The 26,461-nt window shown below is 63.8% G+C and carries 28 protein-coding genes; 16 read left to right on the top strand and 12 right to left on the bottom strand.

Annotation, left to right across the window (positions count from 1 at the left end; translation table 11 throughout):
* Window positions 1-43: 43 nt before the first annotated feature.
* The 3 genes from ACR65W_RS17130 to ACR65W_RS17120 are packed head-to-tail and all read left to right on the top strand — an operon-like array spanning window position 44 to window position 3,971.
* Window positions 44-1,156 carry a microcin C ABC transporter permease YejB gene (locus ACR65W_RS17130; protein ID WP_123176602.1) on the top strand — a complete coding sequence of 371 codons (1,113 nt, stop codon included), beginning with the start codon at window positions 44-46 and terminating at the stop codon, window positions 1,154-1,156.
* Window positions 1,153-2,325 carry an ABC transporter permease gene (locus ACR65W_RS17125; RefSeq protein ID WP_434497929.1) on the top strand — a complete coding sequence of 391 codons (1,173 nt, stop codon included), beginning with the start codon at window positions 1,153-1,155 and terminating at the stop codon, window positions 2,323-2,325. Before ACR65W_RS17130 ends, ACR65W_RS17125 begins: the two co-directional genes overlap by 4 nt.
* Window positions 2,322-3,971 (top strand): ABC transporter ATP-binding protein, encoded by a 1,650-nt coding sequence (locus tag ACR65W_RS17120; protein ID WP_434497928.1) that lies wholly within the window; start codon window positions 2,322-2,324, stop codon window positions 3,969-3,971. Before ACR65W_RS17125 ends, ACR65W_RS17120 begins: the two co-directional genes overlap by 4 nt.
* Here ACR65W_RS17120 and ACR65W_RS17115 read toward each other — a convergent pair.
* The 3 genes from ACR65W_RS17115 to ACR65W_RS17105 are packed head-to-tail and all read right to left on the bottom strand — an operon-like array spanning window position 3,954 to window position 6,708.
* Complete coding sequence (locus ACR65W_RS17115; RefSeq protein ID WP_434497927.1) at window positions 3,954-4,463, bottom strand: MaoC/PaaZ C-terminal domain-containing protein; 510 nt, start codon at window positions 4,461-4,463, stop codon at window positions 3,954-3,956. The two genes, ACR65W_RS17120 and ACR65W_RS17115, sit on opposite strands and share 18 nt — an antisense overlap.
* The gene (locus ACR65W_RS17110; protein WP_434497926.1) at window positions 4,460-5,323 is read right to left on the bottom strand and encodes a C40 family peptidase; all 864 of its coding nucleotides are present in this window, start codon (window positions 5,321-5,323) and stop codon (window positions 4,460-4,462) included. Before ACR65W_RS17110 ends, ACR65W_RS17115 begins: the two co-directional genes overlap by 4 nt.
* Window positions 5,320-6,708 (bottom strand): leucyl aminopeptidase family protein, encoded by a 1,389-nt coding sequence (locus ACR65W_RS17105; protein WP_434497925.1) that lies wholly within the window; start codon window positions 6,706-6,708, stop codon window positions 5,320-5,322. The genes ACR65W_RS17110 and ACR65W_RS17105 overlap by 4 nt, the downstream gene beginning before the upstream one ends.
* Before the next feature lie 298 nt (window positions 6,709-7,006).
* Here ACR65W_RS17105 and ACR65W_RS17100 point away from each other — a divergent pair, with 298 nt between their 5' ends.
* The 4 genes from ACR65W_RS17100 to rpsI all read left to right on the top strand — a co-directional run bounded on the left by ACR65W_RS17100 (window position 7,007) and on the right by rpsI (window position 9,936).
* A complete protein-coding gene (locus tag ACR65W_RS17100) occupies window positions 7,007-7,345 on the top strand; it encodes a P-II family nitrogen regulator (protein ID WP_434495809.1) in 339 nt (112 codons plus the stop codon).
* A gap of 33 nt (window positions 7,346-7,378) precedes the next feature.
* Window positions 7,379-8,746 carry an ammonium transporter gene (locus ACR65W_RS17095; protein WP_434497924.1) on the top strand — a complete coding sequence of 456 codons (1,368 nt, stop codon included), beginning with the start codon at window positions 7,379-7,381 and terminating at the stop codon, window positions 8,744-8,746.
* A gap of 237 nt (window positions 8,747-8,983) precedes the next feature.
* Complete coding sequence (gene rplM / locus ACR65W_RS17090) at window positions 8,984-9,454, top strand: 50S ribosomal protein L13 (protein WP_196400730.1); 471 nt, start codon at window positions 8,984-8,986, stop codon at window positions 9,452-9,454.
* Window positions 9,455-9,456: 2 nt separating this feature from the next.
* The gene (gene rpsI, locus ACR65W_RS17085) at window positions 9,457-9,936 is read left to right on the top strand and encodes a 30S ribosomal protein S9 (protein WP_175093061.1); all 480 of its coding nucleotides are present in this window, start codon (window positions 9,457-9,459) and stop codon (window positions 9,934-9,936) included.
* A 62-nt stretch (window positions 9,937-9,998) separates the two neighbouring features.
* Here the strand turns inward: rpsI and ACR65W_RS17080 are convergent, their stop codons facing one another.
* The 6 genes from ACR65W_RS17080 to ACR65W_RS17055 form a co-directional block, all read right to left on the bottom strand.
* A complete protein-coding gene (locus ACR65W_RS17080) occupies window positions 9,999-10,349 on the bottom strand; it encodes a hypothetical protein (RefSeq protein WP_434497923.1) in 351 nt (116 codons plus the stop codon).
* Between the two features lie 79 nt (window positions 10,350-10,428).
* Window positions 10,429-11,727, bottom strand: a complete 1,299-nt coding sequence (locus tag ACR65W_RS17075; protein ID WP_434497922.1) for an MFS transporter — start codon at window positions 11,725-11,727, stop codon at window positions 10,429-10,431.
* A gap of 59 nt (window positions 11,728-11,786) precedes the next feature.
* Entirely contained in the window at window positions 11,787-13,136 is a 1,350-nt protein-coding gene (locus ACR65W_RS17070; RefSeq protein ID WP_434497921.1) for a peptide MFS transporter, read from the bottom strand.
* A 71-nt stretch (window positions 13,137-13,207) separates the two neighbouring features.
* Window positions 13,208-13,672: a flavodoxin family protein gene (locus ACR65W_RS17065; protein WP_434497920.1), complete on the bottom strand. Its 465-nt coding sequence runs from the start codon at window positions 13,670-13,672 to the stop codon at window positions 13,208-13,210.
* 11 nt (window positions 13,673-13,683) lie between these two features.
* Window positions 13,684-13,869, bottom strand: coding sequence for a hypothetical protein (locus ACR65W_RS17060; RefSeq protein WP_123175537.1), 186 nt, complete (start codon window positions 13,867-13,869; stop codon window positions 13,684-13,686).
* Window positions 13,870-13,946: 77 nt separating this feature from the next.
* Window positions 13,947-14,156, bottom strand: coding sequence for a DUF1289 domain-containing protein (locus tag ACR65W_RS17055; RefSeq protein ID WP_434497919.1), 210 nt, complete (start codon window positions 14,154-14,156; stop codon window positions 13,947-13,949).
* Window positions 14,157-14,304: 148 nt separating this feature from the next.
* Here ACR65W_RS17055 and argC point away from each other — a divergent pair, with 148 nt between their 5' ends.
* The gene (gene argC / locus ACR65W_RS17050) at window positions 14,305-15,240 is read left to right on the top strand and encodes an N-acetyl-gamma-glutamyl-phosphate reductase (protein WP_434497918.1); all 936 of its coding nucleotides are present in this window, start codon (window positions 14,305-14,307) and stop codon (window positions 15,238-15,240) included.
* 128 nt (window positions 15,241-15,368) lie between these two features.
* Here argC and ACR65W_RS17045 read toward each other — a convergent pair whose 3' ends face one another.
* Both ACR65W_RS17045 and ACR65W_RS17040 read right to left on the bottom strand, forming a co-directional pair.
* Window positions 15,369-16,436 (bottom strand): transglycosylase SLT domain-containing protein, encoded by a 1,068-nt coding sequence (locus tag ACR65W_RS17045; protein ID WP_434497917.1) that lies wholly within the window; start codon window positions 16,434-16,436, stop codon window positions 15,369-15,371.
* 249 nt (window positions 16,437-16,685) lie between these two features.
* Entirely contained in the window at window positions 16,686-17,132 is a 447-nt protein-coding gene (locus ACR65W_RS17040; RefSeq protein WP_434497916.1) for an outer membrane protein assembly factor BamE, read from the bottom strand.
* A 177-nt stretch (window positions 17,133-17,309) separates the two neighbouring features.
* On the opposite strand from ACR65W_RS17040, the gene ACR65W_RS17035 reads away from it, so the two are divergent.
* The 8 genes from ACR65W_RS17035 to ACR65W_RS17000 all read left to right on the top strand — a co-directional run bounded on the left by ACR65W_RS17035 (window position 17,310) and on the right by ACR65W_RS17000 (window position 25,689).
* Complete coding sequence (locus ACR65W_RS17035) at window positions 17,310-17,867, top strand: YceD family protein (RefSeq protein WP_434497915.1); 558 nt, start codon at window positions 17,310-17,312, stop codon at window positions 17,865-17,867.
* Window positions 17,868-18,019: 152 nt separating this feature from the next.
* A complete protein-coding gene (gene plsX / locus ACR65W_RS17030; RefSeq protein WP_434497914.1) occupies window positions 18,020-19,096 on the top strand; it encodes a phosphate acyltransferase PlsX in 1,077 nt (358 codons plus the stop codon).
* 8 nt (window positions 19,097-19,104) lie between these two features.
* On the top strand, window positions 19,105-20,082 hold the full coding sequence (locus ACR65W_RS17025) for a beta-ketoacyl-ACP synthase III (RefSeq protein ID WP_434497997.1): 978 nt from the start codon (window positions 19,105-19,107) through the stop codon (window positions 20,080-20,082).
* A 247-nt stretch (window positions 20,083-20,329) separates the two neighbouring features.
* Complete coding sequence (locus ACR65W_RS17020; protein WP_434497913.1) at window positions 20,330-20,683, top strand: integration host factor subunit alpha; 354 nt, start codon at window positions 20,330-20,332, stop codon at window positions 20,681-20,683.
* A gap of 64 nt (window positions 20,684-20,747) precedes the next feature.
* Window positions 20,748-22,148 (top strand): DNA repair protein RadA, encoded by a 1,401-nt coding sequence (gene radA / locus ACR65W_RS17015; protein WP_434497912.1) that lies wholly within the window; start codon window positions 20,748-20,750, stop codon window positions 22,146-22,148.
* Window positions 22,149-22,363: 215 nt separating this feature from the next.
* Window positions 22,364-23,011: a CvpA family protein gene (locus ACR65W_RS17010; RefSeq protein WP_434497911.1), complete on the top strand. Its 648-nt coding sequence runs from the start codon at window positions 22,364-22,366 to the stop codon at window positions 23,009-23,011.
* Window positions 23,012-23,107: 96 nt separating this feature from the next.
* Complete coding sequence (gene purF / locus ACR65W_RS17005; RefSeq protein WP_434497151.1) at window positions 23,108-24,604, top strand: amidophosphoribosyltransferase; 1,497 nt, start codon at window positions 23,108-23,110, stop codon at window positions 24,602-24,604.
* Window positions 24,605-24,942: 338 nt separating this feature from the next.
* A complete protein-coding gene (locus tag ACR65W_RS17000) occupies window positions 24,943-25,689 on the top strand; it encodes an SDR family NAD(P)-dependent oxidoreductase (protein ID WP_434497910.1) in 747 nt (248 codons plus the stop codon).
* Between the two features lie 20 nt (window positions 25,690-25,709).
* On the opposite strand, the gene ACR65W_RS16995 is transcribed toward ACR65W_RS17000, so the two are convergent.
* The gene (locus ACR65W_RS16995; protein WP_434497909.1) at window positions 25,710-26,288 is read right to left on the bottom strand and encodes a DUF992 domain-containing protein; all 579 of its coding nucleotides are present in this window, start codon (window positions 26,286-26,288) and stop codon (window positions 25,710-25,712) included.
* Between the last annotated feature and the right edge of the window lie 173 nt (window positions 26,289-26,461).

Below are 26,461 nucleotides of genomic sequence, written 5' to 3'. Positions count from 1 at the left end.
CGGGAGCCGAAATGCGGCCGATGCAAAAGAACGCGAGACGTTAATGGGAGCCTATATCGCCCGCCGCGTGCTGCTGATGATCCCGACGATCCTCGGCATCATGCTCATCTCTTTCGTCATCGTGCAGTTCGCGCCGGGCGGTCCTGTGGAGCGCATCATCGCGCAACTGCAAGGCTTCGATGTCGGCGCGACCGGACGCTTTTCCGGCGGGGGCGGCGACGTCGGACAGGGCGGCGCGAGCCAAACCGGAACGATGGCCGCTGAAACCGCCTCAAAATATCGTGGCGCGCAGGGGCTCGACCCGAAATTCATCGCGGAACTCGAAAAGCAGTTCGGCTTCGACAAGCCGGCGTGGGAGCGATTCCTGCTGATGGTGAAGAATTATGCGATGTTCGATTTCGGGCGCAGCTACTTTCGCGACGAGAGCGTCCTCAAGCTGATCGGCGAAAAGCTTCCCGTCTCGATTTCACTCGGCCTCTGGATGACGCTTCTGTCTTATTCGATTTCAATTCCGCTCGGCATCGCCAAGGCGGTGCGCGATGGAACGAAATTCGACATGTGGACGTCCAACGCCATCATCGTCGGCTACGCCATTCCGAGCTTTCTTTTTGCGATGCTGCTGATCGTGCTCTTCGCCGGCGGCTCCTTCTGGCAGATATTCCCGCTGCGCGGCCTGACCTCGGACGATTTCTGGCAGCTGTCGCTGTTCGACAAGGTGAAGGACTATCTGTGGCACATCATTCTGCCCGTCTCCGCGATGACGCTGGGGGCCTTCGCAACGCAGACGTTTCTGACAAAGAACTCTTTCCTCGACGAGATCCGCAAGCAATATGTGCAGACGGCGCGCATGAAGGGCCTGACCGAGCGGCGCGTGCTCTATGGACATGTGTTTCGCAACGCCATGCTGATCGTCATCGCCGGCTTTCCCGGCGCCTTCGTGCATGCCTTTCTCACCGGCTCGGTGCTGATCGAGACGATCTTTTCGCTTGATGGGCTCGGCTACCTGTCTTTCGAGAGCATCGTCAATCGCGACTATCCGGTCGTCTTCGCCAACCTCTACATCTTTGCGCTGCTCGGACTCGTGGTGAATCTCCTTTCCGATCTCACCTATACCTGGATCGATCCGCGCATCGATTTCGAAACGCGCGAGGTGTGACGGTGAGCGCAGCAGCCGACGCCGAAACTCACCTCGCCCCGCCCCTTCATCGCGAAGGCTGGCTGCGGCTGACGCCGCTCGACCGGCGACGCCTCGACAGTTTCAAGGCGAACAAGCGCGGCTATTGGTCATTCTGGGTCTTCATGACGCTGTTCATCATGGCGCTCGGCTCGAATTTCCTGGCGAACGACCGGCCGATTCTGGCCTGGTACAAGGGCCAATTGCTGTTCCCCGCCTTCGTGTCCTATCCGGAAGAAAAATTCGGCGGCTTCCTGGCCCGCACCGATTATCGCGATCCTGTCATCGCCGACGAAATCAAAGCGCATGGCTGGATGCTTTGGCCGCCGATTCGCTTTTCCTATGACACGCATAATCTCGAGCTGCCGACGCCCGCGCCCTCGCCGCCGACCTGGATGCTGACGCAGCAGCAATGCGAGGTCGCCGCGGCGAAAGGTCTGCGGCCCGGCGAGCCCAATCGCGGCTGCGCCGCGCTCGAATATAATTGGCTCGGCACCGACGATCAGGGCCGCGACGTCGTCGCGCGCCTGCTTTATGGATTTCGCATCTCGGTGCTGTTCGGACTGATCCTGGCGACGATCTCCTCGATCGTCGGCGTCGCCGCGGGGGCGATTCAGGGCTACTTCGGCGGGCGGGTCGATCTTGTGTTCCAACGCTTCATCGAAGTTTGGTCGTCGCTGCCGCAGCTCTATCTGCTCATCATCATTTCATCCTTCTTGACGCCTGGCTTTTTCGTGCTGCTCGGCATCCTGCTGCTCTTCTCCTGGGTGTCGCTAGTGCATGTCGTTCGCGCCGAGTTCCTGCGTGCGCGCAACTTCGAATATGTCAACGCGGCGCGCGCGCTTGGGCTGAGCAATTTCAGCATTATCGTCAAGCACCTGCTGCCGAACGCCACCGTGGCGACGCTGACCTTCCTGCCCTTCATTCTCAACTCGTCGATCACCACGCTCACGGCGCTGGACTTTCTGGGGTTTGGCCTGCCGCCGGGCTCGCCCTCGCTCGGCGAACTGTTGCTGCAGGCGAAATCCAATCTCCAGGCCCCATGGCTGGGACTGACCGGCTTTGCGATCATCGCGCTGATGCTGTCGCTTCTGGTCTTTGTCGGCGAGGCGGTCCGCGACGCCTTCGACCCGAGGAAGAATTTCCGGTGACACCTCACGGCGCCGCAGCGTCTCCCCTCCTCAACATTCGCGATCTCTCGGTCACCTTTCGGCAAGGCGGGCACGAGACCAAGGCGGTCGATCACGTCTCCTTCTCTCTTGAGCGGGGCAAGACGCTGGCGCTCGTCGGCGAATCCGGCTCCGGCAAGTCGATTAGCGCTCTGTCGATCGTACGCCTGCTCCCCCCTGGCGCGATCGCGTCCGGCGAGGCGCTGTTCGACGGCGATAATATGCTCACGGTCGACGACAATCGTCTGCGCGCCATTCGTGGCGCGGGCATCACAATGGTGTTTCAGGAGCCGATGACGTCGCTCAATCCGCTGCACATGATCGAGCGGCAGATTGCGGAGATTCTCGAACTGCATGGCATGCGCGGCGAAGACGCTGTTCGGAACCGAGTCATTGAGCTTCTGGGCGAAGTCGGCATTCCTGATCCTCAGGCGCGGCTGAGCGCCTATCCGCATCAGCTCTCGGGCGGCCAGCGTCAGCGTGTCATGATCGCCATGGCGCTCGCCAACAAGCCAGATCTGCTGATCGCCGACGAGCCGACCACTGCGCTCGACGTCACTGTTCAGGCGCAGATTCTCGCGCTGCTCGAGCGGCTTCAAAAAACCTACGGCATGGCGATGCTGTTCATCACCCACGACCTCCGGCTCGTGCGCCGTTTCGCCGACACGGTCTGCGTGATGCAGCAGGGCCGCATCGTCGAGCAGGGCGAGGTGGGAGAGGTATTCACATCGCCGCAACATCCCTACACCAAGGCGCTGCTCACGGCGGAGCCCAAGGGCGCGCCGATTATCGAAAATACGCAAGCGCCCGTCGTCGCATCGGCCGAGCAACTGCGCGTCTGGTTTCCGATCCGCCGCGGCTTCATGCGTCGGATCGTCGGCCATGTGAAGGCGGTGGACGGCGTCACCCTTTCGGTGCGCGAGGGCGCAACCGTCGGCGTCGTCGGCGAATCGGGTTCCGGCAAGACGACGCTGGCGCTGGCGATGCTGCGGCTCATTCGCTCGGAAGGTCCGATCGTCTTCCTCGGAGAGCGCATCGACGGCAAAAGCGTCGACGCCATGCGTCCGCTTCGGCGCGACATGCAAATCGTCTTCCAAGACCCTTACGGCTCTCTCTCGCCGCGCATGTCGGTCGCGGAAATCGTCGCCGAAGGACTGACTGTTCAGCGGCCCGAACTTACGCTCAATCAGCGCCGCGAAATCGTTGCGCGCGCGCTGCAGGAAACCGGGCTTGATCCATCGACGATGGACCGCTACCCGCACGAATTTTCCGGCGGCCAGCGGCAGCGTATCGCCATCGCCCGCGCCATCGTGCTCGAACCCAAATTCGTCGTGCTCGACGAGCCGACCTCGGCGCTCGACATGTCCGTGCAGGCGCAAATCATCGATCTCTTGCGCGACCTGCAGCGTCGCCGCTCGCTCGCCTATCTCTTCATCAGTCACGATCTGCGCGTCGTGAAGGCGCTCGCCGCGCATCTCATCGTCATGCGCTATGGCAAGGTGGTCGAGGAAGGGCCGGCGAGTCAGGTGTTTTCCCAGCCCAAGAGCGAGTATACGCGCGCGCTCTTCGCAGCGGCCTTTCGCAACGAGGCGGAGCCCATTCCGGGCAATTCAGTCGCCGGAAAATGATCCCGGAATCGCCGTGGCGCCATTTGAACTTTCGCCAGCCCGCGCAGGGTCGCGGAAGGCGACGACCGTGACGCTCTGCGTCAACACGACTTCGCCGCGCTGATTATAGGTCGCCATGTCCATCGAAACGAAGCCACGATCGGCATAGCGGCGCGGATGCACAATCCGCGTGACTTCAGCTTCCACTCTCAGGGAATCGCCCGGCCGCACCGGGAGTTTCCAGGCGATATGCGCCTCAACGCCGACGAGCCCGCCAGCAAAAGGCGGGTCGGCTGAGTCGATGAGGAGTTTCACACTCAGCGCGCCGGTTTGCCAACCGCTGGCGACGAGCCCGCCGAACATACTGTCTTTGGCCGCCTCTTCGTCGAGATGAAAATACTGCGGATCGCTGTCCCGCGCGAAGCGGATGATGTCCTGCGCGGTGATCGTGACGCTCGCCGAGCGTAACCGCTGCCCAACGCGAAGATCTTCCAGATAAAGCCTTTTCGTCATGCAAAAATGTCTCTCGGCAACCGCTTCACGCTCGTGACCGGTCCAGCCCCCGCCGCCTCGTTGCGCGCGCGCACGACGTCGAGCGGTTCGCTGGAGACTTGCATATGCGTGGCGTTGGCGTGAAGCAGCGTCACGGGGTCGCGCATGACGCCAACGTGCCCCTTCCAAAAGACGATGTCGCCGCGCAGGAGCGGGACGCCGGGATCGAGCCGCGCGCCGAGCGCAGCTTCCTGCATATCGGTGTCGCGCGGCGCCTTGACGCCGGCCATCAGCAAGGAGACCTGCACCAGTCCCGAGCAATCAACGCCCATCCAAGACTTGCCGCCCCAGAGATAGGGCGCGCCGATCAGCGTCTCGGCGACCGCTACGAAATCCGGCGTTTTCGCCTCGCGCGGCGCGAGATGTTTGCGATAGATGAATCCGAGCTCCGGCGTCACGCCAAAGCCGCCGCGCTCCTCGGCGATCGCGACTTCGGCGCCGAGCGGCAGCGCGTTGAGGGGCGGCAATTTGATGTTCGGACCGGGATAAATGAAGGTCCGCGGAACACGGACGCGATGCGTCGGCGCGCTCAATTCGCGCCACAGCGTATTCGCGGCAATCCAGCCGACATAATTGTCGCGCGCAAGTTGCGCCCACGCCCAGCCTTCCTCCTCATCGTAAACGGTGACGCGCTCGCCATAGATCGCCTGAGTGTCGACGGCGGCGTCGGGACGTGGTTCACGCCGAAGGTCGACGACGCAGTCCCTGACCTCCATCGCGACGCCTTCCACATAGCGGTCGGCGCTCACGCGTCCCTTGAGATAGGCGGCGGCGACTTCTGGGCGCGCGGGCGTCAGTCGCCGATCGAAGTCTTCGCTCACGGCTTCGCCTTCCTCTGCTCGGCGCGCGCCTCGATCAATTCATAAAGCAGGCGCGCCGCCTGCGCCTCGCCGCCTTCCGGGCGGCCGGGCTTCGTCGTCGGATTCCAGCAGTAAACGTCGAAATGCGCCCAGCGCTTGGGATCCGCCACGAAGCGCCTCAGAAACAGCGCGGCGGTGATCGATCCCGCAAAGGGGCCGCTCGTGACATTGACCAGATCGGAGATCTTGCCATCGAGACCGCTGTCGTAACTGTCCCATAGAGGCATCCGCCACACCGGATCATTCACGGCGCCAGCCTGCCCGGCGATCTCTTGGGCGAGCCCGTCATCGCCCGTATAGAACGGCGGAATCTCCGGACCGAGCGCGACGCGCGCGGCGCCCGTCAGCGTCGCGAAATCGAACAGCAGATCGGACGGCGTTTCGCTCGCATAGGCGAGCGCATCGGCGAGAATGAGCCTGCCCTCGGCGTCGGTGTTGCCGATTTCGACGCTCAGGCCTTTGCGGCTGCGGTAAATGTCGCTCGTTCGAAACGCCGACGCCGAAATCGAATTTTCGACGATCGGAAGCAGCACGCGCAAACGGACCGGCGCATTGCCGTCAAGCAGCATCGCCGCAAGCGACAGGGTCGTCGCGGCGCCGCCCATGTCCTTCTTCATCAGCGCCATCGCGCTCGAAGGCTTGATGTCGAGACCGCCCGTATCGAAGCAGACCCCCTTGCCGACGAGCGTGACGCGCAGACCGTCCTCCGGGCCGTACTCAAATTCGACGAGCCTCGGCGCCTGCGCGGCCGCGCGCCCGACGGCGTGAATCAGGGGGAAGTTTTCCGCGAGCAAAGCGTCGCCGACGATGACGCGGGTCCTGGCGCCATGTTTCGCGCCGAGAGCGAGCGCCGCTTCGGCGAGCGCCTCCGGCCCCATGTCATTGGTCGGCGTATTCACGAGATCGCGCCCGAGGGCGACGGCTCCGGCGACGCGCTCGATGCGCGCGCGATCGACGCCCTGCGGCGCGCACAGACGCGGGGCTTCGCTCTTTGGCGCCTTGTAGCGCGAGAAGGAATAGGTCGACAGAAGGAACGCCAGCGCGGCCTGCGCCGGCGCGTCGACGCCATCGCCAAACCGGTAGAGCCCCTTGGGCAGCGCAGTCGCGAGCTTTCCGGCAAAGAATGGATCGCGCGCCTTTGGCGCCCTGCCCTCCGCGCCGAAAAAGGCCCGCGGCGCGCCGTCGGCGTCGGGCGCGAAAAGAAGCGAGCCGGGCTTCGCCTCAAATCCCGCAAGCTCCGCGAGACGCGCTGTAGGCTCAGGAAGCTTCGCGCGGCGTTCGGGCCAGTCTTCCTTATTAACGAAATCGATGGCGGTCGCTTCGGGCGACCAGTCTTCAAGCTTCATCCGCTTCCGCCGCTTTCTGCGCTCCCGACGATCGGCTTCTACCTCTACCGGGCGCCCGCATCACACAAAAGGGAAAGATCGCTCATCTCAAGCGGCGTGGCGGGCGAAGGGCGGCGCGCCGCGCCCAAGTCAGCCAACAATGTACGCATAGTGTACAAAACTTAGCCGCCTGGCGCCTCACGACTGGCCAGGCTCAAACTCGACGCCAAGATGGAAAACGATTATTTTCTGCGCAGAATGGCATGCCAATTGCTGAGACAATGTTCAATTCGCCAACCATGAGGGCATGTCTGCGCAAATGAAGATCATCACGGCGATTATTAAACCCTTCAAGCTCGACGAGGTGCGCGAAGCGCTGACGGAAATCGGCGTGCACGGAATGACCGCGACAGAAGTGAAAGGCTATGGCCGACAGAAGGGCCATGCCGAAATCTATCGCGGCGCCGAATATATCGTCGCATTCCTGCCCAAGGTTAAGATCGACATCGCACTCCCTGAAGCGCTCGTCGATCGCGCCATCGAGGCGATTAGACTCGCCGCCTACACCGGCCATATCGGCGACGGCAAAATTTTCGTCTCGCCGCTGGACCGCGCCATGCGCATCCGCACCGGCGAGACCGACTCCGACGCGCTCTAAGCGCGATCTCCCACCATCAATCAGGACCAGGGCATGCACAGCTCGTTTACGCGCGCGGCTATAACATTCGTCGGCGCGAGGATTCCGCGAGTCCGGTGGGATCGTTTTGGCGCGGCGCTCGCCGCAACCCTTGTGGCCGGCCCAGCCCTCGCCCAGGACGGCGGGAGCAAGATCGACGCCGCCGACACCGCCTTCATGATCGCCGCCACCGCGCTGGTGCTGATGATGACGTTGCCGGGGCTCGCGCTCTTCTACAGCGGCATGGTGCGCAAGAAGAATGTGCTCGCCACCATGGCGCAGAGCCTCATCGCCACCGCGCTCGTCTCGCTGCTGTGGATCGGCGTCGCCTACAGCCTCGCCTTCAGCGGCGAGGGCGCCTATATCGGCGATGCGTCTCGGGCGCTTCTCGCCGGCATCGGGCTCGACACGGTGAGCCCATTCGCCAAGACGATCCCCGAAATCCTGTTCATGCTCTATCAGATGACCTTCGCGGTGATCACCTGCGCGCTGGTCGCCGGCTCCGTCGCCGAACGCATGAAGTTTTCCGCCTTCATGCTGTTTTGCGCGCTGTGGCTGTTCATCGTCTATGTGCCTTCCGCGCATTGGGTCTGGGGCGGCGGATTTCTGCAGAAGCTGGGCCTCCTCGATTTCGCCGGCGGGACGGTCGTGCACATCAATGCCGGAATCGCCGGCCTCGTCTGCGCGCTCGTCCTCGGCAATCGCGTCGGGTTCGGGCGCGAAAACCTCTCGCCCTTCGATCTCTCGCTCGCCGTCGTCGGAACCGGATTGCTCTGGGTCGGCTGGTTCGGCTTCAATGGCGGCTCGGCGCTTGCGGCCAATTCCCGCGCGGTCTTCGCCATTGTGGCGACGCATCTCGCAGCCTGCGCCGGCGCGCTGGTGTGGAGCGGCCTGGAGTGGCTCCAGCGTGGCAAGCCGTCGGTGCTCGGCGTCATCTCGGGCGCCATCGCCGGTCTGGGCACGATCACGCCGGCCTCGGGCTATGTCCTGCCTTGGCACGGCGTCGTCATCGGGATGATCGCCGGCGGCGTCTGCTATTGGTTCTGCGCGGTCGCGAAATACAAATTTCGCTATGACGACACGCTCGATGTTTTCGGCGTGCATGGCGTCGGCGGCATCATGGGCACGCTGCTCGCCGGAGTCTTCGCCACGCGCGCGATCACGGCTTCGGAAGGCGACCCGGGCGTCGCGGGCCTGTTGGAAGGCGATCCGCATCAGCTTTACGTGCAGGCGATCGGCGTCCTCGTCACGATCGTCTGGGGCGTGATCGGCACCTTGGCGACGCTGAAAATTGTCTCGATGATCACGCCGCTTCGCGTGAATTACGACGATGAACGCGAGGGCCTCGACATCGCGCTGCATGGTGAAGCGCTGCATCAGTAGCGAGCCGCCGGAACGCAGGCCCCTATTGCGTCATGGCCGGGCCTGTCCCGGCCAAATCGCGTCGCAATGTCACTTCAGATCGGGGCGACATCTAAGGTATTATAATACCAACAAACCCCAGCGCCCAGTTTTCTAAGCATTGTGGAGACTTTGCCGCGCAAAAACCGCTTGACCCCTCCTGCCGCATCGCCTATCCACGCCCATCCGAACACACCGTTCACACGGAATTCTCATCCCATGTTTGGCAACACCTATTCGGCGAAGCCCGCCGACATCGAAAAGAAGTGGGTGCTGATCGACGCCTCCGGGCTCATCGTCGGCCGCCTCGCCTCCATCATCGCGCTGCGTCTGCGCGGCAAGCACAAGGCGACGTTCACGCCGCATATGGACGACGGCGACAACATCATCGTCATCAACGCCGAAAAGGTGGTTTTGACCGGCCGCAAGCGCGACCAGAAGGTCTATCACCACCACACGGGCTTTCCCGGCGGCATCAAGGAACGCTCGGCGAAGTTCCTTCTCGACGGGCGCTTCCCGGAGCGAGTCCTGGAGAAGGCGGTGCAGCGCATGCTGCCGCGAGGCCCGCTGGGCCGCAAGCAGTTCGGCAATCTGCGCGTCTATAAGGGCGCGGAACATCCGCATGAGGCGCAGAGCCCACAGACGCTCGACGTCGCCGCCCTGAACGTCAAGAATAGCCGGAGCGCCTGATCATGGCCGAGACCACTCTTTCCTCGCTTTCCGACCTTCAGGGGAGCGTCGCCACGGCGCCCGAGTCGCCGCGCTATGTGCAGAAGCTCGACAAGCAGGGCCGCGCCTATGCGACCGGCAAGCGCAAAAACGCCGTCGCCCGCGTCTGGATCAAGCCGGGCCCCGGCAAGATCACCGTCAACGGCCGCGACGTCGAAGTCTATTTCGCCCGTCCGGTGCTGCGCATGATTCTGGCCCAGCCCTTCGGCGTCACCAAGCGCGCGGGTCAATATGACATCGTCGTTACGGTCGCCGGTGGTGGACTTTCGGGTCAGGCCGGCGCGGTGCGCCATGGCCTCGCCAAGGCGCTGACCGCTTACGAGCCGGACCTGCGTCCCGCGCTCAAGAAGGAAGGCTTCCTGACGCGCGACTCCCGCGTCGTCGAGCGCAAGAAATACGGCAAGCGGAAAGCCCGCCGCAGCTTCCAGTTCTCGAAGCGCTAAGCTCCGCGGTCTTCAAGGCAAGCATTTCCAAAGCGGCGCTTCGGCGCCGCTTTTGTTTTTGATCAGTAGACGCAGATCTTGAAGTCGCTTCCAGTCCAGCAGGCGGGATCGGCCTTGGAGCGCTGCGCTTCTCCCCAACGGGAGTTGATCCCATCGCGGGTCAGTCCTCGCACTTCAGCGACGCCCGGCGAAATGACGGAGACGTTGATCACCGTCGCGCCGCCAAACGCGGGCTTTCCGGTTGGCGTAATCGAAAAGCTGCCGCCATTCTCAACCGAAAAATCGCACTTCCCCTGATAGGGCGGCGCGCCGGCGCCGACGACGATGCATCTTGCGGATCGCGCCACCGCCTCCTCGAGCAAAAGTTGCTGCATCATAACGATCGAAACAATCAAAACCGCAATTCTCTTCATGAAAGTCTTCCATGGTAGCGTCCGCCGCAGGCGCCAAACTCAATCAACGATCGTCGAACGCCATAGTTCAATGCGGCGGTCATTCGAGATCCGACTCCCTATGTCTTTCGTGCAGACCCGCGACGCCTAGGAGTCCCGCGCCGGCGCCGAAGATGAGATAGAAGGCGGGCGCGACGGGCGTGTCGAAAAAGCCGATCAACCACGCGACGATAAACGGGGCGAAGCCGCCAAAGATCATCACGGCGAGATTGTAGGGGATCGCAAGGCCCGCTGAACGCATATGCGTGGGAAACTGCTCCGCGAGCGCCGTCGAAAACGCCCCGCAGATGCCCGACATCATGACGCAGAAGGCTATTTGCGCCAGCGCCAGCGCCAAAACCGACCGTTCGGCCTGAAGCCAGACGTAGAGAGGATAAGCGCACAGTAGAAGCAAACCATTCGACGCCAGCAGCAGCGGCCGACGGCCGACGACGTCGGAGAAAACGCCCATCAACGGCGTCAGCGCCATCAGCAGCAGGAGCGCGGGCGCCTGGGCGAGGAAGGATTGTTCAAGCGTCAATCCCATCTCGGTCTTTGCGTAGGTCGGCATATAGACGAGGATCACGTAGAATGAGATGGTCGTGCCGATCGTGGCGACGAAACAGACGAGCAGCCTCTCGCCACGCCGGCGGATCAGATCGACAAACGCCTCCCGCGCGCCGCACGCCCTTGCCGTCGCCTTGAAAGCCGGCGTTTCGTCGAGCTGGCGTCGGACATAGAGTCCGACTGGACCAATCAGCAGGCCCGCGAAAAACGGCAGTCGCCACGCCCATTCATTCACCGCATCGACCGAGAAAACGCTCGTGACAATAATGCCTGCCAGCGTCGCGAGCAGGATCGAAAGCGCCTGCCCGAATACTTGCAGCGAGCCATAGAAACCACGCCGGCCTCGGGGCGCCATTTCGATGAGAAAGCAGGTCGAGCTGGAGTATTCTCCGCCGGTCGCAAATCCCTGCAGCAAGCGGCCGGCGACGATAAGCAGAGGGGCAGAAACCCCGATCTTCGCGTAGGTCGGCGTGAGCGCGATGACAGCCACCGCGGCGGTCATCGCGAACATGACGAGTTGTAGCGCCGCCTTACGGCCCTTGCGATCGGCATAAAATCCGAAGAAGAGCGCGCCGAGCGGCCGCGTGCAGAAGCCGGCGCCAAAGGTCGCGAGCGCCAGCAAGAGAGAAGCCGTGTCATCTCGGCTTGGAAAAAACGCCTGCGCCAGAACGGAAGCAAAAAAGCCATAGACGACGAAATCGTACCATTCCAGCGCATTCCCAATCACGGCGGCCGTGATCTGTTTGGGCGCTGGCGCTCCCGCTTGGCGCACATTTTTTTGGCGCATATCCATGCAAATTCTCGATTGTCCGCGTGTGGCGTCTTCGCGTTCGCAGTCGCACGCCACGGTCGCTAGCGGGAAGACAGGAGGCCGCCAAGCGGTCGCCGCGCAGCCTCAACGATCAGCGCGCCGACGACGCCGAGCGCGCCCATGAGCAGGAAGAAATACACGCTGGGCGCGCTCGACCACAAACTGCCGAGCCATCCCGCCAGGACATTGCCGAGAAACATCGATGTGAACCACACGCCCATCAGCGCCGAGCGCGATCCTTCCGGCGCGACATGCGACACGAGCGACAGGGCGATCGGCGAAAAGTGCAGTTCTGAAACGGTGATGACGCAGAAAAAGACGAGGAGCCAAAGCCAGCTCGCCTTACCGCCGTCGCTCGTCCAGGCCGCGAGCGCCATGACGCCGTAGCTCGCGGCGACGCCGAGACAGCCAAGCGACATTTTACTGATCGTCGAGGGCTCGCGCCCAGCCCGAGAGAGCCGGCTCCAAAAGGAAACGAGCGGCGGCGTGAAGAGAAAGATCATCAGCGGATTGAAGGCCTGAAACCAAGTCACCGGAATTTCGGCGCGCCATCCGAAAACATCGACGCCGCGGTCGGTGGATTGCGCCGCCCAGAGCGCGATCGTGTTGCCCTGCTGCTCAAAGGCCGCCCAGAACAGCGCGGAAGGCGCAAAGAGCAGCATGAGGATGACGAGCGACCGGCGAAACTGCGCGCGCATTTGCGCCGTCGGCGCGCGCCTGACGCCGCGCATCGGCTTGGGCGGCAGGCTCGGAAGGCCGATCACATACGTCGCGAGGCCGATCGCCATGCCGACGCCCGCGCAGGCGAAGCCATAATGCCAGCCGATCGTCTCCCCGACTGTTCCGCAAACCAGCGGCGCGAAGAATGCGCCGATATTGATGCCGACATAGAAAATCGAATAAGCGCGGTCGCGACGGGCATCCGCCCCCGCGTAAAGCTCCCCGACCTGGACGGAGATGTTCGGCTTGAAGCCGCCGCAGCCGAGCGCGATGCAAAGCAGCGCGATCAGAAAGAGGCGATCGTACGCCATCATGAAATGGCCGACGGCCATCAACGCCGCGCCGATCACGATCGTGCGCGCGCGCCCTAACCAGCGGTCTGCGATCGCTCCGCCGAGGATCGGCGCGAGATAAACGAGGCCGGTGTAGAGCCCATAGATTTGCGAGGCGAAAGGTTGCGGACCGAGCGGACCAAAAAGCGTCTCGAGCCCGCGCTTCAAGGCGTCAAGGCCGAGCGCCGTGCTCATGCGCTCCGGCGTCAGCAGGTAGTCGACCATGTAGAGGACGAGCAGCGCCCGCATGCCGTAATAGGAAAACCGCTCCCACATTTCCGAAGCGAAGAGAAAGGCGAGCCCGCGCGGATGGCCGAGAAAATCGTCGCTTCGCTGCATTCGCCCTGCCGGACCATCATTCGCGCCGGCCTGCGGCCCGCGCGGTTGCTATAGACGATGGCTTGATCGGCTCAAATGGCCCCCACGTCGAGGCCCGCCGCCACGAGCATCCCCAGTTCGCGGCATTCATCGACGAAGTCTTCCCGCCATTCGCCCCGGCAGATGAGCGGCTCGCGGATCGCCCGCCAGCGCAGCCCGGTCACGATCGTCTCGACTCCGCGCCGCGTTCCTGTTCCGTCGTGGCTGGCGCGAATGTAAAGCGCGTATGGCAGGCCCTGCGTGCGCTCCAACAAGGGATAGTAGCAACGATCGAAGAAGTCCTTGAGCGCCCCGCTCATGTAGCCGAGATTTTCGGTGGTTCCGAGAATGACCGCCTGCGCGGCGAGAACATGCTCGGGCGTCGCCGCGAAAGGGCTGAGCGTCTCGACGTCAACGCCCTCGATCTCGGGCGCGCGCGCGCCGGCGGCGACCGCGTCCCGCAATCGCTCGGTGTTACGCGAAGGCGCGTGCGCGACGATGAGCAGGCGCTTTGGCAAAATGAGCGCGGCTACCAGGGATGAAATTCTGGCACGTAAATAATTTTCATGAAGATCGCCAGGCCGACGATCGCGAGCAGGACCAGCAGCCCGCTGTAGGCGATCACCGCATAGACCGAGGCGTTGTAGACCGTGTCTAACAGCCGCAGCGCGTATGCTCTCAGCGCGCCGTCTGTTTCCGTTACCTGCTTCGCCATAAGCTCTCCTCCTCAAGGAGGCGGTCAAAACTCATTTCGTATAAATCGATATAGAGCGCGCAATGTCGCCGTCACCACTATTCGCTCGACGCGATAAGAGGTTGGGGTTTGCTTTTGTCGCTGGCGCTCATCGCGCGCTTGCGCTTGTCCGCCCGCTCGACGACCTGGGCCTTTTCCGCATCTGACATCGACATCCAGCCGGCGATCTCGGCGCGCGTGCGGCCGCAGCCGACGCACACGCCGTCCTGATCGAGTTCGCAGATCTTTACGCACGGACTGTCGACCATCGGCTCCCGCTTGCGACTGCGCTGCGCCCGGATTGCGGCGGACGCGTCCCGCCGCGCTATAGGATGGAGCGCCGCGCGCGTCAAAAACGCGTGAAGGTTCTTCGCGACAATCCTTTTTCTCCTTCGCCAAATCGACTAGATGCGGGCCATGACGACAAAAACCAGGATCTTCATCGACGGCGACGCCGGCACTACGGGGCTCGAAATTCGCGAACGGCTCGCCGGACGCGAGGACATTTCGCTCGTCTCGCTCCCACAGGAGACACGCAAGGATGTCGCCGCCAAGCGCGACATTCTCGCTTCCGTGGACATCGCGATTTTGTGTCTGCCGGACGATGCGGCCAGGGAAACCGTCGCGCTCTGCGACGCCCTCGGCGCGGGCGGCCCGCGGTTGCTCGACGCCTCCACGGCGCATCGCGTGGCGGATGGTTGGGTCTACGGCTTTGCGGAGCTTTGCAAGGGACAGGCGGCGGCGATCGCCCGCGGGCGCCGGATCGCGAACGTCGGCTGCTACGCCACGGGCGCGATCGCGCTCATCCGTCCGCTCGTCGACGCCGGGCTTATCCGGTCGGACCAGCCGCTGACGATCAACGCCATCTCGGGCTATTCGGGGGGCGGACGGCAGATGATCGAAGCCTATGAGCGCGACGAAGCGCCGGCGTTCGAGCTCTATGCGCTCAGCCTCGAACACAAACATGTGCCCGAGATCATGGCCTATTCGAAGCTTTCCGAGCGGCCGCTTTTCGTGCCCTCGGTCGGCAATTTCAGGCAGGGCATGCTTGTCTCGATGCCGCTCGCGCTGGACGCGCTGCCCGGCAAGCCCAGAGCCGAGGATTTCGAAGGCGTCTATGCCGGTCACTACGCGGAGGCGAAACATGTCCGGCTGGCGGCCGCGCCGACAAGCGGCAAGCTCGATCCGCTGGCGCTGAACGGAACCGATGACATGGAGGTCTTCGTCATCGCCAATGAGGCGCGCCGCCACGCCCTTCTCGTCGCCCGGCTCGACAATCTCGGCAAGGGCGCGGCCGGCGCGGCGGTGCAAAATCTCGACCTGATGATGGGGAAGACCGCCGTCTCAGGCTAGAGCGCATCCCGATCACATGGAATCATGTGATCGATAAGGAATCGCTCAAAATCAAAATGTTGAGCAGGTTCAAGTCTGTCAACTTTTTCGGAACCTGCTCGAGCGCCGGCGGCGAAGCTTCGGCGCGCCTATTCGGCATAGGCGGTGGCGCCTCCCGGCAGTTTCGCAGCGACGTCCTCATAGCGGCTGGTGCGCTTGTCCATCATCGTCTCGAAGGCTTCATGCACCTCCTGGACCGAGCGAACCTTGAGCCGGCGGCCCTGCTGCTCGTAGAAGATCGGCTTATTGGCGCGCGCCGGCCTCGGCAGTAGCGACGCCGCCGACGTGTGCGGCGCCTCGTCCACGGTCCGCATGAAGCGCTCGGCGTCGTCCGGACCCAGGAAGTGGATGAGGTAGGTTTCGCCGCGGGTCAGAGGACGGCCGATCTTCTCGGCGATCCGGGCGCTGTCCTTTTTAAGCATTTCGGCGGCGAGAACCGCGGAAAGATAGGGATCGTTGCGCAGGCCCAGGATTTGCGCCCGCTTCTGTCCGCTGACGCGCGCCGAATCGTCGCTCGCGATCGCCGCCGCCGTCTCGCCGTGCCCATGGCGCCAACCGAAGGTTTTCATCGCCTTAAGCCAGGTTTTCTCGACGAATTGGAAGAGCCCGCTGGCGGACGACGTCCGCGCCTTCGCGGTGGAGGAGAAATTCGACTCCTTGTCGGCGATGGCCATGAGCAGCGCCGGGTCCATTTCAGTCGTCTGCGCCGCCTTAACGACGCGCTCGACAATCGACTGCTGCACCTTGACGGACCCGAACCGCATCACGCCCGGCGTATCGAAGGCGTCGTCACTCCCCAGCCGATGCGACCAGGTGAGCGCCGCCTGCTCCAATGAAAAGTCCGAGTCGAGCGCCGTATCGTCATCGGCGGATTGCGTCAGCGTCGTCAGCGGAGATGCGGCGACGCGGGCGCGTGCAGCGCGCGCGGTCCGCTCCGGACGACGAGTCTCGTCGCGCTCGGCGGTCATCGCCAGGACAGCCAGCACCGAAAGCAGGGTCGCGACGCAAAGCGCCCGCAACAAAGGCGAACAGGATTGATCAAGCAGTAAGCCCGGCAGGGTCGCGCTGGGCGACGCCTTGGAGTGCCGGCCTGAGCGAGGCGACGCGACCTTCTCGTCTTTTGAAGGCGGCGGGGCGTTCGTCAGCGTGACGGTCATGCTTCGCGGTTTCTCCACAATTACGCAAAGTTTGCGTAAACAGAAGGTTACCTGCGAGGCGGGGCGAAAGATCGGCGGCCGGAGCCATGCTCGCGCCACAATTACGGCCGCGCCACAGACGCGCGGCAGCCGAAAACTCATTCCTTACAATGGCTTACGCAGACAGGCGCGTCGCCGTCGCCACAATGACGCCACTAGTCGAGACGCGAACTTGCTGCGGCCGGCGTCTCGAAACGAGAGCGGGTGTCTCTAAAAGAGATTCGACACCTTGGAGAGCATGCCTTGGAGCAGATGATATTCGGGGCCGGCGGTCGGCGTCGTGCGGGTGATGAAGTCGATCGGCTTGCCGTCCTCCATGCCGTAATCGGCCACGCGCTGAACTTTCTTCGACTTGTCGAAGTAAACCGCATAGACGCGCTGATCGGTAATATTCTGTGGCATGAAGGCGAATTGGCGCTCGATACGCTGGCTGACGTAATACCAGGCGTCGCCGCCGACCGTCGACGTCGTGGAGGGGGTGCCAAGGGTCGCCATCACCTGCTGCGCCGGCATGCCAGGCTTAATTTGCCCGGTGCTGCGCGAATCGAGCACGGCGCCGCGGGTGACGACGCCCTCATACCCGAGACAAGCGGAAAGCGAAGCAGCGAGGCCGGCCACGGCCGCTAAACGAGAAACGACGCGCAAAGCCTGCGCCATGAATGTCTCCGAAATCATCCGCCGCGGCGCGCCTGCGCCCGGTCGATAGTCCTCGCCAAATCCGTAATCTTCGAACGCAGCGAAAGCAAGACGCTCTTCTTGCGCTGCGCAGCGCTGGCGTCCGTGCGCCGACGCACATATTTGATTATCGAACGCGCGCGACCTGGAGACGACGCCATGAACAACACTTTCGACTCGCATCCGCCGCTTTCGCGCCGTCTCGCCCTCTCTGAAGTGCCAACCGAAGGTCTCGACGTCGACATCCGGGCGACGCCGCTCGAATGCGCCGCACTGGCGCAGCACAATGCGCTGCCCGCCGTCCATTCGCTCCAAGCAGAGCTGCGCGCGCGGCAGCGGCGCGGCGACGGATTGGAGATCGAAGGCGAGCTGCGCGCGAGCATTCGGCAAACCTGCGTCACGACGCTCGAGGAGTTCGACTCGGAGCTCATCGAACCCATCCAGATGCGCTTTGCGCCGCCGCCGGACGAGGCGCCGCGCAGCCGAGGGCGATACGAAGAGTTGACTGAAATTACGCTCGATGAGGATCCGCCCGATCCGTTGATCGGCGGCGGCGTCGATCTCGGCGCGATGGTTTCCGAGTTCTTCACGCTGGCGCTTGATCCCTATCCTCGCAAGCCAGGTGCGCATTTCGTCGAACCGCAGCCTGGCGACGGAGCTCAGGCCGTCTCGCCTTTCGCCGCCCTGGGACGGCTCAAGCCGCGCCGCGAGGCTTGAGGCGAGACAGAATAGGCACTTGCGCCTATGGCCAGCAAATGGCAAGTCGCCCGCAAGGGCGGGAGCGCGAACGCGCTTCTCGGACGCGTCACAAAGGCCGGCCAAGAGTTAAGACGGCGAATCCAGGCGCGCAGTCGGGGGAAACGAATTAAATGCCGCAAACTGTTCGGATCGCGCTCGACGCGATGGGCGGCGATTTTGGCCCGAAGGTGACCATCGCGGGCGCGGCCAGCGCGCTCGAACGGCGTCCCAACAGCCGCTTCCTGCTGATCGGCGACGAGCCGGCGATCCGCGCGCAGCTTCAACGCTATCCGCGCCTCGCCGAATGCGCCGACGTGCGCCACTCTTCGGTGTCGATCCGTATGGACGACAGGCCGAGTCAGGCGCTGCGCTACGGGCGGCGGGTCTCGTCGATGTGGCTTGCGATCGAGGCGGTCAAGAAAGGCGACGCGGACGTCGCCGTCTCGGCCGGCAACACCGGCGCGCTGATGGCCATGGCGAAAATTTGCCTGCATACGATGGCGCGCGTCGACCGGCCGGCCCTCGCCTGCCTTTGGCCGACGCTCAGGGGCCAGTCGGTGGTGCTCGACGTCGGCGCCTCGATGGGCGCCAACGCCAGCCACCTTGTCGATCTCGCGATCATGGGCGCGGCGATGGCGCGAGTGATGCTGGGAGTTGAGCGCCCGACCGTCGGCCTGCTCAATGTCGGCGCCGAAGAGATCAAGGGCATCGAAGAGGTGAAGGCCGCCTCGACCATGCTGCGCGATCTCGCCCTGCCCGGTTTCGATTATCGCGGCTTCGTTGAGGGCGACGGGATCGGACAGGGCGCCGTCGACGTTGTCGTCACCGAGGGCTTTACCGGCAATATCGCGCTCAAGACCGCTGAAGGAACCGCCGCGCAGATTACCGCCTATGTCAAAGAGGCGATGGGCGGCACGTTGCTCGCCAAGCTCGGCTATCTTCTCGCGCTCGGGGCCTTCCGCCAACTTCGCGCCAAGATGGACACCAGGGCGACGAATGGCGGCGTGTTTCTTGGGCTCCAGGGAATCGTCATCAAAAGCCACGGCGGCGCCGATTCGGTCGGCTTCGCGCGGGCCGTCGAGATCGGCCATGAGGTGGCCGGCAGCGACCTTCTCAATCGTATTCGCGACACTGTCGCGCTGGCGCACAGCCTCGAAGGCCAGGACGGCGCCGTTTCGACCAGTCCTCCCCGGGAAGCCGCTCAGTGACGACAAGCATGCCTCAACTGCGTTCCGTCGTCCTCGGCGTCGGCGCCTATCTCCCGCAAAAAACCCTCACCAATGACGAGCTCGCCAAGCTCGTCGACACGAGCGACGCGTGGATTGTGCAGCGAACTGGAATCAAGGAGCGCCATATCGCCGCGGAAGGCGAGACGACGTCGATGCTCGGGGAAATGGCCGCGCGCGATGCGCTCGCCAATGCGGGAATTACCGCCGACGACATCGACCTGATCGTCGTGGCGACATCGACGCCGGACTGGACCTTCCCGTCAACCGCGACGCAGATTCAAGCGGCCCTCGGCATTACGCACGGCGTGGCGTTTGATCTGCAGGCCGTCTGCTCGGGATTCGTTTTCGCCGTCGCCACGGCGGAGAAATTTCTACGTTCGGGCTCGCACAAGCGCGCGCTTGTGATCGGCGCCGAGACGTTCTCCCGGATCATCGATTGGACCGACCGCACCACCTGCGTGCTGTTTGGCGACGGCGCCGGCGCGATGGTGCTCGAGGCGCAACCGTCGCAGGGAGGGGCCGACGAGCGCGGCGTGCTGACGACTCATCTGCGCTCTGACGGACGCCATCGCGCGAAACTCCACGTCGACGGCGGCCCGTCCGCGACTCAAACCGTCGGTCATCTGCGTATGGAGGGGAAAGAGGTGTTCCGCTTCGCGGTCGGCCAAGTCACCGACGTCGTCAAGGACGCTTTCGCCGCGACGGGACTGACCCCCGAGGATCTTGATTGGTTCGTGCCGCATCAGGCCAATCGCCGAATCATCGACATGTCGGCGCAAAAACTCGGGATTGCGCCGGAAAAGATCATCGCCACCGTGCATTTACACGGCAACACCTCCGCCGCGTCAGTGCCCCTGGCTTTGGCGGTCGCCTCGGCGGACGGACGAATCAAACGGGGCGATCTCGTCATGCTTGAAGCCGTCGGGGGCGGCTTTACCTGGGGATCGGCGCTGATACGCTGGTAAGCTGGCGTAATACAACAACTATTTCAATGTAAGCAAATATTGGCACGAAATATTACACGCGCGATTACAACCTGCGCTTGATTTCCCGATTCAATTCTGAAAAATTCCGACAATAGCCGGTGGCGAATACCCGCTGTGGGCGGGTTTCGGAGCGATAACGCGCCGCCCCTGATAGCGCCCCGTCGTCCCTCCCGGCGCGCTCCGAACAGCCCACGACCGTCGTTTTTGATGAATTGTAAGGCAGAAGATGGCCAAGGGGGACGCGACCGCTAAGCCGAACGGCGAAGCGAAAGAAAAGCGCATGGCGAGGGGGGGCACCGTGACCCGCTCGGACCTTGCAGACGCAATCCATCGGAAAGTTGGAGTGCCGCGGGCGGAGTCCGCGAAATGCGTCGAAATGGTGCTCGAAGAGATCTTCGAGCGCATCGTCGCGCGCGAAGACGTCAAGCTCTCTTCCTTTGGCGCCTTTACGGTACGCTCCAAGAAGGAGCGGCAGGGACGCAATCCGAAGACTGGCGCAGGCGCCAAGATTTCGGCGCGGCTGGTCGTCTCCTTCAAGCCGTCCAACATCATGCGTGCGAGAATCAACGGCGACGAGTGACGCTTGCGGCTTCGCGCGCGCTTATCCGCTTGACAAGCGTCGGCGCGCCATGCGCCAAGCAGGCATGGCCAAAAGCCGCGCGGTCTACGTCTGTCAGAACTGCGGCGCCGTCGCGTCGCGGTGGCAAGGTCGCTGCGACTCCTGCGGCGAGTGGAACAGCCTCGTTGAAGAGTCGGAGGCCGGCGCGCCCGCCGTTTCCCGCCGCGCCGCGCGCGGCCGCGTCTTCGAACTCGAGGGGCTCGCTGGCGAAGGCCGGCCCGCGCCTAGAATTGCGACGGGAATCGACGAATTCGACCGCGTCACCGGCGGCGGCTTCGTGCCTGGCTCGGTGCTGCTGCTCGGCGGCGAGCCGGGCATCGGCAAATCCACTCTGCTCATCCAGGCCTGCGCAACTCTGGCGCGCCGCGGCGCGCGCGTCGTCTATATTTCGGGCGAGGAGGCCGTCGCCCAGGTGCGCCTGCGCGCGACCAGGCTCAATCTCACCGATGCGCGAGTGGAGCTCGCCGCCGCAACCCAGGTCGAAGACATTCTCGCCACCTGCGCGACAGGCGCCCGCCCGGCGTTGATCGTAATCGATTCGATACAGACGATGCACACCAACATGGCGGAGTCGGCGCCTGGAACGGTGACGCAGGTGCGCGCAAGCGCCCAGGCGCTCCTGCGCCACGCCAAGACGACAGGCTCGACGATCGTTCTCGTCGGCCATGTCACGAAGGACGGGCAGGTCGCAGGTCCGCGCGTGGTCGAACACATGGTCGACGCCGTCCTGTCCTTCGAGGGCGACGGCGCGCATCATTTCCGCATGCTGCGCGCCTCCAAGAACCGATTTGGCGCGACAGGCGAAATCGGCGTCTTCGAGATGACCAGCCTCGGCCTCGCCGAAGTCGCCAATCCATCGGCGCTTTTTCTCGCCGGCCGAGACTCTGGCGCGCCGGGCGCCGCGGTCGTCGCCGGCATGGAGGGGCAGCGTCCGCTGCTGATCGAAATCCAGGCGCTCGTCGCGCCGAGCTCTCTCGGCACGCCGCGACGCGCCGTCGTCGGTTTCGACCAGAATCGGCTCTCCATGATCCTGGCCGTGCTCGAAGCGCATGGCGGGCTGAAGCTTGGCATGCACGACGTCTATCTCAACGTCGCAGGTGGATTTCGGGCCCATGAGCCGGCCGCCGACCTCGCAGCGGCCGCCGCCCTCGTCTCGTCGCTCACCGGCGCCGTCCTGCCGCCCGACATGTGCTTTTTTGGCGAGATCGGGCTCTCCGGCGCCGTGCGGCCTGTCATTCATGCCGGCATGCGACTGCGCGAGTCAGGGAAACTCGGGTTCCATCTCGCCGTCGTCCCACAATCCCAACAAATCTCCGATGACGGGCGCGGCGCCGGCGTGACGATCCGTCCCTGCGCGGACGTCGGCGGCCTCGTCGCGGCCATCGCTCGCATTTCGACGCGCGAAAGAACGATCGCGCGCGGCTAAAGATGTCGCGCATTAGTGTTTCCGGCTGGCCTCAAGATGCGTTAGAAGGCTGCCAGTGCGAAAGCGAGACGCCTGCCGGACCGACGCTTGGCCGCCCGCGGCGGCGCAAAGTTGACACAGGTTCTGGAGAGGGTGGTGCGGATGTCGCCCGGAAGGCGGCCAACAGCCCGTTCAGAAGCGTTCAGAGCTCGGGGCGAACAAGCAAGGGGCTAGCGATGCCGTCATATCTTGATTTGGCTGTGATTACCGTCGTTCTGATTTCGGGGATGCTCGCTCTTTTGCGCGGCTTCACCCGCGAAGTCCTTGCAATCCTGTCCTGGGTTGCGGCGGCGGCGGCGGCGTATTTCTTTTATCCGCTCGCCCTGCCCTACATCAAACCATACGTCAGCAAGGACGAGATCGCTCTCGCGGCTTCCGTCGCCTCCGTATTTTTCGTCGCTTTGATCGCTGTTTCTCTCATCACGGTGAAGCTCTCGGACGTCATCCTCGATTCGAAGGTCGGCGCCCTCGATCGCACGCTCGGTTTCCTGTTCGGCGCCGTTCGCGGCGCGCTGCTCGCCGTCGTCGCCTTCGTCTTTTACAGCTGGCTGGTGCCCGAAACGAATCAGCCCGAATGGATCAAGGACGCGCGCGCTAAACCCTTCCTGACGGCTGGCGGCGAGAAACTGCGGGAAATGCTGCCCGACGACATCGACAGCCTCGTCGCCAAGATCAAGGCGAAGAAGGGCGCTCCGACGAATGAGGAGCCGCCGGCCGACGTCGAGCCGGACAAAATTCAGCCCGCGCCGACCGACGCAAGCTCGGAGGCTCCGGCTGAGGCGCCGGCCGAGGCGGCGCCTCAATCGGGCGACAAGCCTGAATGATGGTCTTGCGGTTGGGCCCCGCCGCTGGCACATATGACGGGAATGCGACGGCCGGGCGCTTGGGAGTGCTGAGCGGCGCGTCACGGGGGACGAAGCATGACGGAGGCCGCCGAGGATCTTCAACGATCCTCATCCCGCGAGATTGACGCGACAGACGATCTCGACGGCGACAGGCTTCGCGAATATTGCGGCGTGTTCGGCGTCTTCGATCTGCCGGACGCCGCAGCGATCGCCGCCTTGGGCTTGCACGCCCTGCAGCATCGCGGCCAAGAGGCCGCCGGCATCGTCAGCTTCGACGGCGGCCGCTTCCATGGCGAGCGCCGACTGGGCCTTGTCGGCGATCACTTTTCTCAGGAAAACACGATCAAGCGCCTGCCCGGCGCCACGGCGATCGGACATGTGCGCTACGCCACCACCGGCGAAACCATGCTGCGCAACGTGCAGCCGCTGTTCGCGGAACTGAACACTGGCGGCTTCGCGGTCGCCCACAACGGCAACCTCACCAATGCCCAGACGCTGCGCCGCGAACTGATCCGCGAAGGCGCGATTTTCCAGTCGACTTCGGACACCGAGGTCATCCTTCATCTCGTGGCGCGCAGCCGCAGGCCGCTGCTCATCGACCGTTTCATTGAAGCGCTTCGCTCGATCGAAGGCGCCTATTCGCTCGTCGCGCTCACCAACAAGAAGCTGATCGGCGCGCGTGATCCGCTCGGCATCCGCCCGCTCGTCATCGGCGAATTCAACGGAAAATATATTCTCGCGTCGGAAACTTGCGCGCTCGACATCATCGGCGCGCGCTTCGTTCGCGACGTGATGAATGGCGAGATCGTCATTATCTCCGAGGACGGAATTCAGAGCTTGCGGCCGTTTCCGCCGCAGCCGATGCGCCCCTGCATCTTCGAATATATCTATTTCGCCCGTCCCGATTCCATCGTCCATGGCCGTCCGGTCTATGAGGTGCGCAAGGCGATGGGCGCCGAGCTCGCGCGCGAGCGCCTGATCGAGGCGGACGTCGTGGTGCCCGTGCCGGACTCCGGCGTGCCAGCGGCGCTCGGCTATTCGCAGCAATCCGGCGTGCCGTTCGAGCTCGGCATTATCCGCAATCACTATGTCGGGCGCACCTTCATCGAGCCGACGCAAATTGCCCGCGATTTCGGCGTACGCATGAAACACAGCGCCAACCGCTGCGTCGTCGCCGGGAAACGCGTGATCCTCATCGACGATTCCGTCGTGCGCGGCACGACGTCGGTGAAAATCGTGCAGATGATGCGCGACGCCGGCGCGACGGAAGTGCATTTCCTGATTTCGTCGCCGCCGATCACCAATCCGGACTACTACGGCATCGATACGCCGCAGAAGGAGAATCTGCTCGCCGCGACGCATACGCTCGATGAAATGCGCGAATATATCGGCTGCGACTCGCTGGGCTTCCTGTCGGTCGACGGCATCTATCGCGCCATGGGCTACGAGCGCCGTGATCCCATCCGGCCGCAGTTCACCGACCACTGCTTCACCGGGGAGTATCCCACGTCGCTGACCGACCTTGTCGGCGAAAACCGCGCGCAACTGTCGCTGTTGGCGGAGGCAAGCTGATACATGACAATCGCGCGCACGAGATCCCCATGGCGAGTGAAGTAAGAGCATCCGCGGTCATGCCCTCCGCCACGCCGACTGAAGCGGAGGTGGAAGCATGGCGGCGGCTGCCGCGAGATGAACAACTGCGCCGGCTGCGCGAAGTTCTCGCAAATTCTGATGGCGCCGCTGCGTCAGAGACGATGATGGACGAAATTTTAGCAGAAGCTCGTCGCCGCGCTGACCAACGTCGTGGCTGAATTCCGTCTTTCTCGTCGCGCGCACGCCGATCTGCTCGACATTTACGCCTTTACCGAAGCGAAGTTCGGATCCTATCAGGCCGAAGCGAATAGATCGTCATGACGCTTCTTCCTTCCGACCGCATCGCCCTCGTCACCGGCGCGTCGCGCGGCATTGGACGCGCGCTCGCCCTGGAACTCGCCCGCGACGGCGCGCATGTCGTGGCCTTGGCGCGCACGCAGGGCGCGCTCGAAGAACTCGACGATGAAATCCGCGCGCAGGGCGGACAAGCGACGCTCGTTCCCTGCGATCTGGCCGACTTCGACGCGCTTGACCGTCTCGGCGCGGCGCTGTTCGAACGCTGGGGCAAGCTCGACGCCTTCGTTGGCAACGCAGGCGTTCTCGGCCCTCTGTCGCCGCTCGCCCACGTCGACCCGAAGGACTGGAATCGCGTCATCGCGATCAACGTCACCGCAAACTGGCGTCTGATCCGTTCCCTTGATCCGCTCTTGCGCGCGTCTGGCGCCGGACGCGTCCTCTTCATCACCTCAGGGGCGGCGCATCGCGCGACAATGAAGCCGTTCTGGGGCGCTTATGCGGTCTCGAAGGCGGCCCTCGAAGCGATGGCCCGCACCTATGCGTCTGAAAGCGCCGGCGATGGCGTGACCGTCATGCTCGCCAATCCGGGTCCGCTGCGCACGCGCATGCGCGCTCAGGCGATGCCGGGCGAAGATCCGATGACGCTCAAAACGCCTGAAGAATTCGCAAAAAAATGCCTCGCGCCGCTGGCGCCGGAATGGCGCGAGAGCGCGAGGCTTTATGATTTCCCCACCGACCGGCTGCTGAGTTTCTCCGCGCCGGTCTGATGCGACTTTAGAGCCGACCCTTAGTGGTGGTGATGGCTCGTGTGATGGTGGGTGTGGCCCTGATGCCCGTGGTGATGATGGTGGACATGGCCGCGGCGCGGCGCGGGCGGCGGAGGCGGCGGGATATAGGCCAGCGTCAAGCTCTCGACGCCGGCCGTCCACCCCACTCCAGAGCCGGCCTGGACGTTGAAGGGCTGCAGCGAGAAGATGTTGTCGGATCCGCCGACGAGCGCCGCGCCTCCGCCCCCGACCCCGAACTTGGCTGAGACTCCCGGGCCGAAATAGGAGCCCGCGAGAGCGCCGGGTCCAAGGTGGTCTGTCGCCGCGACGACGCCCCAGGACAGTTGGCCAGGACCATTGATCGTCACATTTGCGCCGACCTTGGTGAGCGCGCCCGCATAGTGGGCCGGAGCCGCGCCTTCGGCGTCATCGCGATAAATGCAGTCCATCTGCTGATTTTCGACTAGAACGCTGATGCCATTGCCTAGAAGCCGGCACTGCAACATCCCGACGCGGTCGCCCGCGAAGGCGCTCGCGGGCGCCAGCAGGGCCAGAGCGAAAACGCCGCTCAGCGCGCGACCCAAACCAAACTTCAGCATTCAGTTCTCCTCTTCCTGTGGCCGCCAGCACAAAACGAAGCCGGCAACACCCGCCTTGCAGTACAGGACGAGGCCCGAAATGCAATAGCGCCGCTTGAGCTGCAACCGAAGATAGCGCGCCTTCACGGGCGCATCATGTGCGCCGGCGCACGAGCCAGCGTTGCGCATTCGCG

The organism is Methylocystis sp. (assembly GCF_051062815.1).
Taxonomy (GTDB): Bacteria; Pseudomonadota; Alphaproteobacteria; order Rhizobiales; family Beijerinckiaceae; genus Methylocystis.
Note: the sequence above shows the minus strand (reverse complement) of the source record. Positions and strands in the feature narration are given on the sequence as shown.